The organism is Archangium minus, from assembly GCF_044360475.1.
Taxonomy (GTDB): Bacteria; Myxococcota; Myxococcia; order Myxococcales; family Myxococcaceae; genus Archangium; species Archangium minus.
Genome location: NZ_CP043494.1, coordinates 9,906,591 through 9,919,673 on the forward strand (window position 1 = coordinate 9,906,591; position 13,083 = coordinate 9,919,673).

A 13,083-nucleotide genomic window follows, 5' to 3' on the forward strand; every position below is an offset into this window, starting at 1 on the left:
CCATCAGCCCTGGAGCTTCCATGAGGACCGTCATCTTCGCTTGCGTCCACAACGCGGGCCGCTCGCAAATGGCCGCCGCCTTCTTCAACGCGCTGGCGGACCCGACGAAGGCCCGCGGCGTATCCGCAGGCACACAGCCCGGGGAGCGTATCCACCCGGAAGTACAATCCGCCATGGCCGAGGTGGGCATCGACCTGTCACGCGCGAAGCCGCAGCGCCTCACGGACGAGCTGGCCCGGGACGCCCACTGGCTCATCACCATGGGGTGCGGTGAAGCCTGCCCCCATGTGCCTGGCCTCAAGCGTGATGACTGGCCACTCGAGGACCCCAAGGGCAAGCCGGTGGAGCGCGTCCGGCAGATTCGTGACGAGGTGCGCTTGCGTGTTTCGGAGCTGCTCACCCGGGAGGGCTGGGCCCGGTAGAACCCCGGGTCGCGTGTCGTCCTTTTATGGCCCCGCCCATGTGGGGGCAATTGCCGCGCACCTGCCGCAGGACCGCTCCGTCATCTCACGCCACCTCAAGGTGCTGCACGACGGCACCGCATCTACGAGGTTGACGGACAGGCGGTCCTCGCGTCCTTCGAGAGTCTCCTCTCCCGAGCGCGAGAGTTGGCGCAGGTCTGTTGTCCACCGACCACTGGCCGCGCACCTGCCGAGAGAGTGTCGCAATGAGGCCCAGCCGCAGGCGAGCAGACGGCGCCGCGTCTCCGAAGGAAACGGGAGCTCGGCAAACGGCCCCGACGGGAATCGAACGAGCGGCCCGTGGTCTTGCCAGCCTGCTCGTCCGGTAACCGGGGCCTTCCGGTGTTGAAGATCCACGGTTCGAAGGCGGTCTCCCTCTCCGTGGATGGGTAGCCAGGCAGCCGCCCTCACTCCGCCCCCTTGCCGTGGGTGCGAGCCGATCAAGACCTTCAGATCGATCTCACACCCCATAAGGAGACGGTGATGGCCGACAGGCGGCGGCATGGCATTGAGCGACAGGGACTGGGCCAAGACCCGGAGCGCGGCAACCGACGAGACGTGACGGAGCGCGGGCGGGACATGGGACGCATGCGGGAATTCCGCGGAGAGGACCGGGGACCGGGCCGCGGCTCCCGCGAGGAGGAGCGGGATCGGGGTCGATTCGGAGGCGGCGGAGGCATGCGGGGCAGCGGCTTCAGCGATCAAGACGTGGGCCGCTACGGCCGAGGCTACGAGTACGGCGGAGATGAGGACCGGGGCCGCTTCGACCAGGACAGTCGTGAGGAGTACCACCGAGGCGGACTGATGCGAGGCGCCCCGGGGGTTCGCCGGGCCGGTGGTCCTGGCGAGGAGTTCGGCGAGGGCTTCTGGAGCGAGGTGACGCGCGAGCGGACCCGGGGTGACTTCGATCGCTATGGTGCTCGCGGCGCCCAGCGCACCCAGCACTACGACACCGACCGCTGGGACCGAGGCCAATACGCCCTGGGCGCCTCGGCGGACCCCGAGGACATGCGTCGCTATGGCTGGGGTGAGGGCTGGAGCCAGGACCAGGGCCGCGACAACAGCTTCGGCACCCGTGGCTTCGGCGCCGACGACTACCAACCGCCCCGGATTCAATCCTCGTTCATCGAGCAGCGCCCGCGCACCGGCTACGCCACCAGCCCCACGCGCGACATGGACCGAGAGATGGGTCACGGCGCCGGACGCGGCGGCATGCAGGGGGCGTATCCCTACTACGAGCAGTCCCCCGAGCTTCCCCGCCGTCAGGGCCGCGGGCCGCGCAACTACCAGCGCTCGGATGACCGCATCCGCGAGGACATCTGCGAACAGCTGATGCGGGCCTGGATGGACGCCGACGACGTGGACGTCCGGGTGGAGAAGGGCGAGGTCACCCTCTCCGGCACGGTGAAGAGTCGGGACGAGAAGCGCGCCATCGAAGACCTGGCGGAGGACATCCTCGGGGTGAAGGAGGTCCACAACGAGCTCCGCGTCGCCCGCCCCCAGCAGCAGCGAGAGGAACGGCGAGACGAGAACCAGGGCGCGCGGCAGGACCAGATGCTGCAGTGAGACGGCACCCCACGCATCCGACAGGAGAGGAATCCACGAATGGCACAGCGTGATCAAGACAACTACGAGGGGGCCCGATTTCCCGTGCGCGCACGGCGGATGGAGCAACCGGTGCGTGACGAAGGCATCCACCGCGGCGAGCCGGGCCGCCCGGGCTACCCCGCCGGGTCCGGAGCCGAACGCGGCTACAACCAGGGTGGCCGTGGAGGACTGGGCGCCTATGAGCGCGGCTACCAGCCCGGCAGCTACGACCGGATGCTGGAGCGAATGGAGGCCCGGCGCGGTCCGGTCCGGCCGCCAAAGGGATACCAGCGCTCGGACGACCGCATCCGCGAGGAGGTCTGCGAGCAGCTCATGGAGGGCCCCGTCGACGTGGGTGACGTGGAGGTCCTCGTCAAGGACGGCGAGGTGACCCTGAGCGGCTCGGTGGAAGAGCGCTGGGAGAAGCGCGCCATCGAGGACATCGCCGCCAACGTGCGCGGGGTGCATGACGTGCACAACCGCGTCCGCGTGCGGCCCGTGGAGGACAGGCCGGCGGCGCGCGAGGCGACGGAGCTGCGCGACGAACGGCCTCGGGAGCAGCGGGGCGATCAGCCCCACATGGGCACCTGAGCCTCACCCGGGAGGGCGTGCGGCGGGCCCCGGCCTCAGGCCAGGCCTCCCGCGCCCTCCTCCTCGACATCCAGCTCCCGGCCCTGCGGCATGTCCACCAGCGCGCCCAGCGGATAGATGATGAGGTGCCGCTGGGGCTCGCTGCCGTGGCTCACCGTCTCCAGGTGGTAGCGCGAGACGAGCCGGTGCTGCAGCTTGCGCAGCCGCGGAGGCCTCGGGGCCAGGGGCACCACCACGCTCTCACTCAACACACGCTGAATGGCGTGCTCGGCCTCGGCCACGGCCTCACGCACCTGGTCCTCGTCCACGCCCTCGGCGATGAGGAAGATGTCGCGCAGCACCCGCCGCATCTCCGACGAGCTGTTGCGCTTGATGGCCAGCACCCGCGCCCCCGTCCGCTCCGACACCTTGCGCAGCTTCGGATCATTGGCGCGCGAGCGCAGCGTGAGGACGACATCCGCGTTCTCCAGTCGGCCCACCACGCGCGCATCCGCTCCGATGTCGCGCAACACGCGCTCGAGCAGATCCCTGCTCGCCGCATGGGCGTAGACGCGCGTGGTGCCCTGGCGCAGGCCAGGCTCACGCCGAGGCGTGGGCGCCCCCTCCCGCGAAGGGGCCTCGCCTGTTGGGGCGGTCCGGCCGGGCCGCGCGGGTCGGCTGGGCAATGGAGCCACCGCCTCGGGCTCCTCCTTCACCTCCACCTGGCCTTCCACGAGCTGGCGCCGCTCGCCCCCCACGTTCTCGCCCGCCAGCAGCCGGTCCACCGACTGCGCGGTGTCGCGATGCACCAGCACCTCGTCGCGCGTCACCATCTCCACCACCACGTCAAAGGTGGGCGGAGCCCGGCGCTCGCTGATCGTCTTCTGCGTGCGGCGGCGGCGCGCCTCCTCGTCGCTGAGCGTGACGGTGTGCACGCCGCCAACCAGATCCGACAGCGTGGGGTTGAGCACCAGGTTCTCCAGCGTGTTGCCGTGAGCCGTGGCCACGAGCTGCACACCGCGCTCGGCGATGGTGCGCGCCGCGGAGGCCTCGGCCGAGGTGCCAATCTCATCCACGATGATGGCCTCGGGCATGTGGTTCTCCACCGCCTCGATCATCACGTCGTGCTGGCGATCCGGCCGTGACACCTGCATGCGCCGCGCACCGCCAATGCCCGGGTGAGGGATATCTCCGTCCCCGCCAATCTCGTTGGAGGTGTCCACCACCATGACGCGCTTGCCCAGGTCATCCGAGAGCACGCGCGCCACCTCGCGCAGCTTCGTCGTCTTGCCCACTCCAGGCCGGCCGAGCAGCAAGATGTTCAAGCCCGTGCCAATCAGGTCCTTGAGCATGTCGATGGTGCCGTAGATGGCGCGGCCCACGCGCAACGTGAGGCCCACCACCTTGCCCTGACGGTTGCGGATGGCGGAGACACGGTGGAGGGTGCGCTCGATGCCGGCGCGGTTGTCCTCACTCACCGTGCCCACCTGCGCCAGCACATGCTCCAGATCCTTGCGGGTGACAGCGGACCCGGACAGGCGCACCACGCGTCCGGTGAGCCGGGCCTCGGGCACGCGGCCCAGATCCATCACCACCTCGAGGATCTCCCCAGAGGGCAGGTCCCGGACCGCGGCCTGCAGCGGCTCGGGGAGGATGCCCACGAGGGACTGGAAGTCGTCATCAGGAACAGGAGCGGCAATGGCGTCGCGTGGACTCATAGCGTGTCTAAAGGTGAATCCTTCCGAGTCGGGTTGCACGTGTTCCCGCGGCCGAGGGGCAACGAGGCACCCGATGCTAGCGGGCATTCAGGGGCCGCGCCGCTCTCTCGTGGGTGGGTACGGTCCGATGTCCTGCATAGCTCAGCAAGAGGGGCGGACATGACCCCATCCCCAAGGAGCAACCCTATGGCCCGGTATGACAAGGACACCGACATTCAAATCAACCCCCCCCTGACCGAGAAGCATGCCGACAAGCCCAAGGGAGAGATGAGCATCCGCGACGCCGCCGCGAGGGAGATAGGGATGTCACAGCAAACCGTCGAGACGGGCATGCGCGGGGCGCCCGTGCACGGCTTCGGGAACGGGACTGAGACGACCAAGCGCCACACCGAGATGGGTATGGGCACGATGAGCCCCATCGGCATGGGCACGCCGCAGCAGAGCACCGGCGAGTCGCTCACGGCAGTGGTTGAGCGCATCTTCCAGCTCCCCTTCCAGGCCCAGCTCGGTGTGATGCGGATGATCGCTCCTCGGATCCTCGGGTCCATGGACGCGAGGGACCAGGAGAGCTTCTTGAATGACCTGCGCTCGGAGCTCTCCACGATGTCGGGCGAGGAGAGCACCCACGCCCCGCCCATGGACATGCAGGACACCTGAGCAAGGGCCGGAGGGTCCACGGCTGCCCGGCGGCTTTGGGCCCTGCCAGCCATGGAGGGGTGCCTCGCCCGGCAGGTGAGTGCCCCTTCCACCGAGACCTCCCACCCCCCACGTTCTGCCTATGAACCTTCGCGCCAACGGCACCGCCCAGGCCACTTCGGCACGGCTCCGGCGCTCGCGCGACAGCATCTGCCGGGACTGGCTGGCGGTCGTCTTCATCGAGGACTGTGACCAGGAAGCCCGCTTCTGCGTGAAGGACACGGGACCGGGCATCAAGGAGGCGGATCTCCCGCACGTCTTCGATGCGTACTGGCAGGCCGAGCACACCAAGGGAACCGGGGCCGGGCTCGGGTTGGCGATCGCCAAGGGCATCATCGAGGGGCACGGCGGGCGCATCTGGGTGGAGAGCGCACCGGGAGCGGGCGCGGCGTTCTACTTCACGCTGCCAACGAAGAAGCGCGACAAGCGGAGCGGCAGCGCCGAGGAGATGGGCGCCGAGGGGGGAATCCACTGAAGACGCCAGCTCAGGAGCCTCGGCGGAGCCACGTCGGACTGCGGTCCCCACGTCCCATCCAGCGCTGGGTAGAGGTGGACGGCGTGCGTGCGCAGGTGCTCGAGGCGGGAGAGGGGCCCGTGCTGCTCCTGCTCTCGAGCATGCTGGTGCGGGCCCGCACCTACCTGCCGCTCATCCGCCGGCTGTCGAAACATTTCCGCGTTCTGACCGTGGAGCTGCCGGGCTGCGGACGCTCGGCTCGAGTCCGTAGGCCGTGGACGCTCTCGGCCTATGCCCGGTGGACCGCGCGCCTCATGCAGCAGCTGCTGCTCGGGCACGTGGTGCTGGTGGGACACTCCAACAGCGGAGGCGTGGCGCTGCTGGTGGCGGCCCGGTACGGCGGGTGCGTGGACAGGCTCGTGCTCGCGGACAGCATCGGGGCCCGACGCGAGCGCTCCATTCCCCGCGTGGTGGGAGCACGTATGGTGGACGCGTTCCTCGAGTGGGGGCTCAACCTGCGCGCCTGGTGGCACATCGTCTACAACGCGCTCCGCCACCCGCGCTCCTTCTTCCACCAGGTGAAGGTGGGAAGCCTGGCGGCACTGCTTCGCCATGCGCCCCAGGTGCGAAGGCCCACCCTCCTCGCGTGGGGCCGGAGGGACCACACCATGCCCCTGTCCTGCGCGGACCGGCTGCGCGAGCGCATGCCACGGGCCCAGGTGTACGTGGGCTCTGGCAGCCACGACTGGCTCATCACCGACTCACAGGAGTTCACCCGAGCCGTCCTCGCATTCGCCGCCCGCGGGGAAGTGGTGGCGCGGCTCGCGACACAGCACAGCCTCTAAGCCAGGAGAAGAATCAGCGCTCTGGTTTGCGCGGAGCGTCTAGCCCAATCGCCGAGGATTTGAGGCCGGCGCTGGCGGTGAGCGCCATGAACCGGAGCGCCTGCCGCGGATCCGCCAGCATCCGCTGCAGCTCGCCCCCGAGCCCCTGGAACAGAGTCCGGTAGGCCTCCATCTTCTCCGCGTCCGAGAGCGGGGAGGCATGTCCCAGCACGGGCAGCCGCCTCTGCCAGTCACGCGAGCGCACCAACTGGGCGCGCAGGTAATCCAGGACATCGAGTGCCGTCGGGGGCATGAGGCCCACGGAGATGGAGATGGACTCCTGCTCCGGTGCGGTCACGTGGTGCCAGTAGCCACCGGGAATGTAGAGCCAGTCACCGGCCTCGAGCCGGCACTCCTGCACCGGTGTCCGTTCGCGCGAGATGTCCGGCGCGTCTGTGAGCGTCTCGTGGACGGGCGTCGGGTTGAGCGTGTTCTGTCGCAGCAGGTAGCGCTTGGCCCCGAGCGTCTGGAAGATGAAGACCTCCTCCGGGTCGCAATGCCACCCGAAGCTGCCGTGCCCCGCCGGGGTGCAATAAAGCTGCAGGTTGACCGTGCCTTGCAGCTCGGCGGAGAGACGACGCCCCAGCTCCGCGAGGCCAGCGTCATGACGATCCGCGTGCCGCAGGACGAGCGAGTAGCCCTCCGCATGGAGCGCACGGGCCTCTCGAGCGCTCGTGGGCCGCTGGCCCGACCACACCTCGCCATCGCGGACCAGCAGCAGATCGCACGGGGTGCTCTCGATGAGCCGCTCGGCGGTGGCCCAGGTCGCCAGCTCCACCAGGGACGCCGCCGTGGACGGCCGCGCGAGCGGCTGCTGGAGGTAGTGCTCCTGGAAGAACGTCGAACGCGGAAGATCGCCCAGTAACGTGTCGATGAGCATGAACTGGCCTTTGGACCCTGATGGAAGCCCTGCCCCAATTGTCCTGGAGGACAAGGACAGGCGCCCTCCCGAGGATACCAGGGCGGAGCGCTCCTCCATTCCCGAAACCCGGCACGGGAACGGAGGCGGCACACCGTGGGGGGAGGCAACGGGGACACCCCGGGCTCCACCGCGCGGGCCACCACGCTCCGTCCCATACGCGGCCCAGGGAGGCACGTGAAAGCCCTCCCTCATCACGCATAATGGGAGCACGCCGCCGGGCACACATCGTCCTGGAGGTCAGGGAGCAGATAGATAGGGAAAGATCCCCGAGGCACGTGGCCTCGGGGATCTTTCCCTGGTCGCACCGGAGTCTACGCGAGAGGGAACCACTGGGGGGCGAAGTGGCCCCTCTCGTGAAACCAGGTTGACCCACCCACGGTGTCTGTACGCGATGTCAGCGCACGCCAGGTCTTCTGGCCTCAATCGCCCGTGCTGCCACCCGAGCTCGTACCACCCGTGCCGCCGCCCGTGCCCGTGCCACCGGTGCCACCACCCACGTCACCCGTGCCGCCGCCCGTGCCCGTGCCACCGGTGCCACCACCCACGTCACCCGTGCCGCCGCCCGTGCCCGTGCCACCGGTGCCACCACCCACGTCACCCGCGCCCGTGCCACCCGTACCGCCGCCACCCGAGCCACCCATGTCGTCACCCGTGCCGCCGGAGCCGCCACCCACGCCGCCCGAGCCCGTCCCGCCCGTGCCGCCCGTTCCTCCGGTATCGCCACCGATGCCGGAACCTCCACCCATGTCGCCGCCCGTCGCGTCTCCACCTTGAGTCGTGGAACCGCCCTGGTTCATTCCCGCGCCGCCCGTCCCCTGCTGTCCTTGCTGCCCCTGCTGCCCCTGCTGCCCACCGCCCCTGCACCCCGCCCCCAAGAGCAATGCCGCCGCCGCCGCACCCACGAATACAGCCTTGATGTGCCTCATTGACCCGTCCTCCTCCTGTGAAAGGGCTACATCGCGAAGGTTAGGTACTGTTCACTCCGCGCAGCATTGGACCCGAAGACGAGGCCCCTTCCGTGGCCGTCAGCCGAACAGCGTGACGGACGAGCCATGCCTTTCGAGGCGCGAGGAGGCGCGCGGCTTACGGGGTAGCAGGAGACAAGGGAGGAAGGGGACGGCGCCCCTTCAGGCTGAAGCGATCGTTGCGCGCAAGCACATGGACGCGCGCGTCGTGGACGGTGAGGATTCCCTGGGTGTGCATGTCCGAGAGGCTGGTGAAGCGGATGCCCAGTCCATCGATGACATAGACACCGCCCGAGCCCAGGACTGTGAACTCCTCGTCGTTGTTCCTCACGAGAACGGCGGTGTCCTCGTCGAGGCCGATGCCCAGGTTGTGGGGATTCTGCGCGACGGCGCCCATCAACCGCGCGAAGCGGCCCCGCTCGGAGAAGTGCGAGTCCACGATGACGCCCTTGAGCAGCCCGAGCCCCGGTGCCATGGCCAGGGAAGAGAGGCAGGGATTGCTCCCGTTGGTGGTGGCACTTCCGGGACCACCGATGAGCATCGTCCCGGACATGGCCGCCGCGCCCGCCGAGGTGCCGACGATGGCCACCCCCTCCTGGTGCAGCGCGAAGATGCGCTCGAGCAGCGGAGAGCCTCCCATCTGGCTGGTGATGCGCAGCTGGTCGCCACCCGAGAAGAACAGCACCGAGGCACCCGAGAGCTTCTCTACGTTCGCCGGGTCATAGGCCTGCTCGCGGTTGCGGATGTCGAGCACCTCCATGCGGCGCACACCCAGCCGGCCGAAGGCTCTGCGGTAGGTCTCCGCGGTCTGCTCGGGCTCCATGGTGGCCACGGTCAGCAGGACGATGTGCCCGCCATCCTCCGAGATCGCCTTCTTCGCCGCCTGCCGCAGGATGGCCTGCTCCTCGTCGGATTCCTTGTCCTCGCTGCCCCCGATGATCAGCAGATCCCCCGGCTGCCTTTTCATGCCTCGTCTCCTTGCCTCCCCTCGAGCAGCCGCCCATCCCGCACTCGCTGCCGTCCCCGCGCGAAGACGTGGACGACCTCAAGCGAGCGCCCATCCAACACCACCACATCGGCATCCAACTCCGGTGCGAGCCGCCCCTTTCCGCGCAGCTTCAGCGCCGTGGCCGGATTGGCCGTGAAGAAAGGTAGTACCTGCTCGAACGGGAGCCCGTGCTCGCGCACGGCGGCGACGAATTCCTGGTGCAGCCTCGCCGGCTCGGCGCCCGCCGTGTGAGCATCCGAGGACACGGTGAGCCGCTCGGGTACGCCTCCGTGCTCCAGGTAGTAGCGGATCCACCGGCCCGCTCCGGGGTCCACCGTGTCCACGTCCACGAAAGCGCCCCGGCGAGACAGGGCGATGGCGTCCTCCATCAGCGCGTCGGTGCGGTTGGCGTGAGTGACGTAGAGGCACTCGGGCACCACCTCATACCTGTCGAGCAGCTCGTGCAGGGGCTTGAGCAAGGTGCGACCCGGCCCCGCGTGGAAGTGGGTGACGCCCGCCTTGCCCGCGGTCCGCCCGCCCACCATCGCCGCGGACACCAGCCGCGCCAGCTCATCCAACGTGGGGTGACTCGATCGGACATCGGAGATGGCCAGCTCGCCCACACCGAGCACGCGGTCGATGAAGACCAGGTCATCCGTCACGGAGCCGGTGAGCGTGAGGGGTGGAAGGTGAAAGCCACCCGTATAGAGAAAGGCACTCACCCCCTGCGCCACCAATTGCTGCACCTTGCCCAGCAACGCGCCCAGGTGTCGCGTGGAGCCATCCGTGCCCAGGCACCCCACCACGGTGGTGATGCCCGCGAGCAGCAGCTGCTCCAGGGATACCTCGGGCATGCGACTGGCGAAGCCCTTCTCTCCACCAGCCCCGATGAGGTGCTGGTGGGGATCCACGAAGCCAGGGATGACAAGACCCCCTCGCGCATCGACGACCTCGAAGGGCAACCCGAGCGCGGCCAACGCGGCCTCCTCCACCGCCCCCAGCCGGGCCACGCGGTCACCGACCAGCAGCACGGACCGGGCGTCTATCGGTACCGGCGTATGGAGGACCCCGTTGCGGATGAGGGTGAGCATCGGACCCCTCGCTCCGCCTACTCAAAGCTCCGCGACACCGGAGCCTCGCACGCGCCCTCCTCACCCACCTCCATGTCGGCGAGCGCCTCGAGCACCGCCAGCGCCTCCTCCACGAGGTCCGCGATGATGACCAGCCGGTCCCCGGGCCGGGAGAGCTGGAAGCCGAGGAGGATGCCCTCGCGCTGGTCCGCAGCGAAGTGGTGCGGCGTGTCCGGAGCCAGGCAGCTGCGCATCAACTGCGGAACCTCCAGCTCCGCGCGCCCGCGGCGATCCTTCAAGTCATGGAGCACGTACTCATCCACGATGGGGAGCGACGCCTGGGTGGTGGCCAGGATGTCCTCGTCGCGGCGGTCTCCGGGCAGGCCCATCACCATGATCGTGCGGCGTTGGCCATCGCGAGGCAGTGCCTCGGCGAGGGCGCGCATGGCCCCGACGTTATGCCCGTAGTCCAGGATGACCTGCCGCCCCGCCAACCCCAGCACGTTGAAGCGCCCCGGCGTCATGCGGTGATCCGAACGGAACGTGGTCAGCGCCCGCACGATGAGGGCAGGGTTGAGCCCCTGTGCCCAGGCCGCCGCGGTGGCCGCGAGCGCGTTCTCGAGCTGGAAGCGGATGGCACCTCCAGCGGTGAAGGTGACGCGATCCAACTCCACCAATCGCTGACGACGGCTTCCCTGGGCCGTGATGATGGCATCGTCCTCGACGAACACGCCGCTCCCGCCCTGGGCCAGGTGAGCCTGGAGGATGGCGTTGTCCGGACTGCGCGCGAAGTAGACGACCTTGCCATGGCAGGCGGCGGCCATCTCCGCCACCAGGGGATCATCCGCGTTGAGCACCGCCGCGCCGTCAGCCGCCACCGACTCGACGACGACCTGCTTCACCCGCGCCAACTGCTCCAACGTGTTGACGCCACCGAGGCCCAGGTGGTCCGAGCTGACGTTGGTGACGACGCCCACGCTGCACCAGTCGAAGCCGAGCCCCTCGCGCAGGATGCCGCCGCGCGCCACCTCCAGCACCGCCACCTCTACGCGCGGGTGCAGGAGCACGGCCAGGGCACTCTTCGGCCCCGAGCAGTCGCCCTCGAGGATGCGCTCGCCGCGGATGTACGTCCCGTCGGTGCTCGTCATGCCCACGCACTGGCGCGCCGTCTCGAACATGTGCGCCACCAGCCGGGTGACCGTCGTCTTCCCGTTGGTACCCGTGATGGCGATGATGGGGATGCGCGAGGTCGCCCCTGGCGGATAGAGCGCCTCCACGATGGGCACGCCCACGTCACGCGGCTGGCCGTTCGTCGGCTGCAGGTGCATGCGCAACCCTGGCGCCGCATTCACCTCGACGATGGCTCCACCCTGCTCCCCCACCGGTCGCCGGATGTCCTTGCAGAGCAGATCGATGCCAGCGATGTCCAGGTTGAGCACCTGCGCGGCCAGCTCGGCCATGCGCGCGTTGCTCGGGTGCACCTCGTCCGTCACGTCCGTGGCGGTGCCGCCGGTGGACAGGTTGCAGTTCTGCCGCAGCTTGACGACCTGGCCCGCCGCCGGGACCGAGTCCACAGTGAGGCCCTGCTGCCCGAGCACCACCCGAGCGGCCTCATCCAACCGGATGCGCGTGAGGGAGCTGCTGTGCCCCGGCCGCCGACGCGGATCCTGGTTGGCCACCTCGACCAGCTGAGTCACCGTGTGCCGGCCGTCCCCGATGACCTGCGCGGGCTCTCGCCGCGCCGCGGCCACCATCTTCCCGTTGACGACCAAGAGGCGAAAGTCGTCTCCCTCGATGTGCCGCTCCACGAGCACGTCGCCGCGATACTGACTGGCGACCTCGTAGGCCGCACGCACCTCGGCCTCCGAGCGGAGGTTGACCATCACGCCCTTGCCCTGGTTGCCCGCCTCCGGCTTGAGGATGACGGGCAGCCCCAGCTCCTCGGCTACCTCCCAAGCCTCATCCGCCGAGCGCACCGTGCGGCCCTCGGGCACGGAGATACCCACGTTGCGCAGCACCCGGTTGGTGAGCGGCTTCTCCTGGCAGATCTCCACGGCCAGGGCGGATGTGTCGGACGTCTGCGAAGCGAGGATCCGCTTCTGGTGGATGCCATAGCCGAGCTGCACCAGGCTGCCGGTAGGGGTCAGCCGGCGCACGGGGATCTTCCGGCGACGCGCCGCATCGACGATGGCGCGGGTGCTCGGGCCAAGCCGGTACTCGTCGGCGATCTCTCGCAGGCGCTCGATGGCGGCGGCCGCGTCGTAGGGCTCGTCGAGCATGGCGGCAAGCGTCAGCTCCAGCGCCGTCTTGAAGGCCTCGCGCGCGGGCTCCTCCTCCTCATAGGCGATCACCACCGTGTACACCCCGGTCTCGCCCGTCCCTCGTGCGCGGCCATAGCCCACGTCGAAGCCCATCTCGTTCTGAAGCGCGAGCGTGACGTGCTCGCAGATGTGGGCCAGGTACGTGCCGCGCCGCAGCCGCTCCACGAAACCGCCAGGTCTGCCCACGCTGCACTCGTGCGTATGGAGCCCGGGGATCCAGGACGTCAGCCGTTCGACGAAACCTGGGAAGGAGCTGCTCGGCCGCGTCTCGAAGGGACCGATGTCCAGTTCGATGCGCAGCACGGGCTTGTAGGCATGGAGATTGGGACCCCGAAGGGCCTGAACCCTGCGGACCGTCACGCCGTGGGAGGTCATGGGATGAATTCCGGATCGAGATGATTCCAGACGAGCCGTATGGCCATCTGACTGCTTTTAGAGGTATTCCTG

At 69.1% G+C, this 13,083-nt stretch carries 12 protein-coding genes; 6 read left to right on the forward strand and 6 right to left on the reverse strand.

Going from position 1 to position 13,083, the window contains the following annotated elements; genetic code table 11:
• Positions 1–20: 20 nt before the first annotated feature.
• From F0U60_RS40445 to F0U60_RS40455, 3 genes are all read left to right on the forward strand, one after another.
• Positions 21–422 carry an arsenate reductase ArsC gene (locus F0U60_RS40445; protein ID WP_395807885.1) on the forward strand — a complete coding sequence of 134 codons (402 nt, stop codon included), beginning with the start codon at positions 21–23 and terminating at the stop codon, positions 420–422.
• Positions 423–944: 522 nt separating this feature from the next.
• Positions 945–2,027 carry a BON domain-containing protein gene (locus F0U60_RS40450; protein ID WP_395807887.1) on the forward strand — a complete coding sequence of 361 codons (1,083 nt, stop codon included), beginning with the start codon at positions 945–947 and terminating at the stop codon, positions 2,025–2,027.
• A 39-nt stretch (positions 2,028–2,066) separates the two neighbouring features.
• Positions 2,067–2,639 carry a BON domain-containing protein gene (locus F0U60_RS40455; protein ID WP_395807889.1) on the forward strand — a complete coding sequence of 191 codons (573 nt, stop codon included), beginning with the start codon at positions 2,067–2,069 and terminating at the stop codon, positions 2,637–2,639.
• Between the two features lie 35 nt (positions 2,640–2,674).
• On the opposite strand, the gene F0U60_RS40460 is transcribed toward F0U60_RS40455, so the two are convergent.
• Positions 2,675–4,336, reverse strand: coding sequence for a R3H domain-containing nucleic acid-binding protein (locus F0U60_RS40460; RefSeq protein WP_395807891.1), 1,662 nt, complete (start codon positions 4,334–4,336; stop codon positions 2,675–2,677).
• 186 nt (positions 4,337–4,522) lie between these two features.
• Between F0U60_RS40460 and F0U60_RS40465 the strand changes: the two genes are divergently transcribed.
• From F0U60_RS40465 to F0U60_RS40475, 3 genes are all read left to right on the forward strand, one after another.
• Positions 4,523–4,993, forward strand: coding sequence for a hypothetical protein (locus tag F0U60_RS40465; RefSeq protein ID WP_395807893.1), 471 nt, complete (start codon positions 4,523–4,525; stop codon positions 4,991–4,993).
• A gap of 121 nt (positions 4,994–5,114) precedes the next feature.
• Complete coding sequence (locus tag F0U60_RS40470) at positions 5,115–5,507, forward strand: sensor histidine kinase (RefSeq protein WP_395807895.1); 393 nt, start codon at positions 5,115–5,117, stop codon at positions 5,505–5,507.
• Positions 5,508–5,590: 83 nt separating this feature from the next.
• On the forward strand, positions 5,591–6,331 hold the full coding sequence (locus F0U60_RS40475; RefSeq protein ID WP_395807897.1) for an alpha/beta fold hydrolase: 741 nt from the start codon (positions 5,591–5,593) through the stop codon (positions 6,329–6,331).
• Positions 6,332–6,344: 13 nt separating this feature from the next.
• On the opposite strand, the gene F0U60_RS40480 is transcribed toward F0U60_RS40475, so the two are convergent.
• The 5 genes from F0U60_RS40480 to cphA form a co-directional block, all read right to left on the reverse strand.
• Positions 6,345–7,250 (reverse strand): JmjC domain-containing protein, encoded by a 906-nt coding sequence (locus tag F0U60_RS40480; protein ID WP_395807899.1) that lies wholly within the window; start codon positions 7,248–7,250, stop codon positions 6,345–6,347.
• A 461-nt stretch (positions 7,251–7,711) separates the two neighbouring features.
• Entirely contained in the window at positions 7,712–8,218 is a 507-nt protein-coding gene (locus F0U60_RS40485; RefSeq protein ID WP_395807901.1) for a hypothetical protein, read from the reverse strand.
• A gap of 157 nt (positions 8,219–8,375) precedes the next feature.
• Positions 8,376–9,224 (reverse strand): cyanophycinase, encoded by an 849-nt coding sequence (locus tag F0U60_RS40490; RefSeq protein WP_395807903.1) that lies wholly within the window; start codon positions 9,222–9,224, stop codon positions 8,376–8,378.
• Positions 9,221–10,336, reverse strand: a complete 1,116-nt coding sequence (locus F0U60_RS40495; RefSeq protein WP_395807905.1) for an amidohydrolase family protein — start codon at positions 10,334–10,336, stop codon at positions 9,221–9,223. The genes F0U60_RS40490 and F0U60_RS40495 overlap by 4 nt, the downstream gene beginning before the upstream one ends.
• Positions 10,337–10,353: 17 nt before the next feature.
• Complete coding sequence (gene cphA, locus F0U60_RS40500; RefSeq protein ID WP_395807907.1) at positions 10,354–13,011, reverse strand: cyanophycin synthetase; 2,658 nt, start codon at positions 13,009–13,011, stop codon at positions 10,354–10,356.
• Positions 13,012–13,083: the final 72 nt, after the last annotated feature.

What these genes read in the sequence shown, in the direction of transcription:
- F0U60_RS40495 (WP_395807905.1), bottom strand. Translation starts at nt 10,336, where the DNA reads ATGCTCACCCTCATCCGCAACGGGGTCCTCCATACGCCGGTACCGATA.
- F0U60_RS40450 (WP_395807887.1), top strand. Translation starts at nt 945, where the DNA reads ATGGCCGACAGGCGGCGGCATGGCATTGAGCGACAGGGACTGGGCCAA.
- F0U60_RS40485 (WP_395807901.1), bottom strand. Translation starts at nt 8,218, where the DNA reads ATGAGGCACATCAAGGCTGTATTCGTGGGTGCGGCGGCGGCGGCATTG.
- cphA (WP_395807907.1), bottom strand. Translation starts at nt 13,011, where the DNA reads ATGACCTCCCACGGCGTGACGGTCCGCAGGGTTCAGGCCCTTCGGGGT.
- F0U60_RS40445 (WP_395807885.1), top strand. Translation starts at nt 21, where the DNA reads ATGAGGACCGTCATCTTCGCTTGCGTCCACAACGCGGGCCGCTCGCAA.
- F0U60_RS40455 (WP_395807889.1), top strand. Translation starts at nt 2,067, where the DNA reads ATGGCACAGCGTGATCAAGACAACTACGAGGGGGCCCGATTTCCCGTG.
- F0U60_RS40480 (WP_395807899.1), bottom strand. Translation starts at nt 7,250, where the DNA reads ATGCTCATCGACACGTTACTGGGCGATCTTCCGCGTTCGACGTTCTTC.
- F0U60_RS40490 (WP_395807903.1), bottom strand. Translation starts at nt 9,224, where the DNA reads ATGAAAAGGCAGCCGGGGGATCTGCTGATCATCGGGGGCAGCGAGGAC.
- F0U60_RS40460 (WP_395807891.1), bottom strand. Translation starts at nt 4,336, where the DNA reads ATGAGTCCACGCGACGCCATTGCCGCTCCTGTTCCTGATGACGACTTC.
- F0U60_RS40465 (WP_395807893.1), top strand. Translation starts at nt 4,523, where the DNA reads ATGGCCCGGTATGACAAGGACACCGACATTCAAATCAACCCCCCCCTG.
- F0U60_RS40470 (WP_395807895.1), top strand. Translation starts at nt 5,115, where the DNA reads ATGAACCTTCGCGCCAACGGCACCGCCCAGGCCACTTCGGCACGGCTC.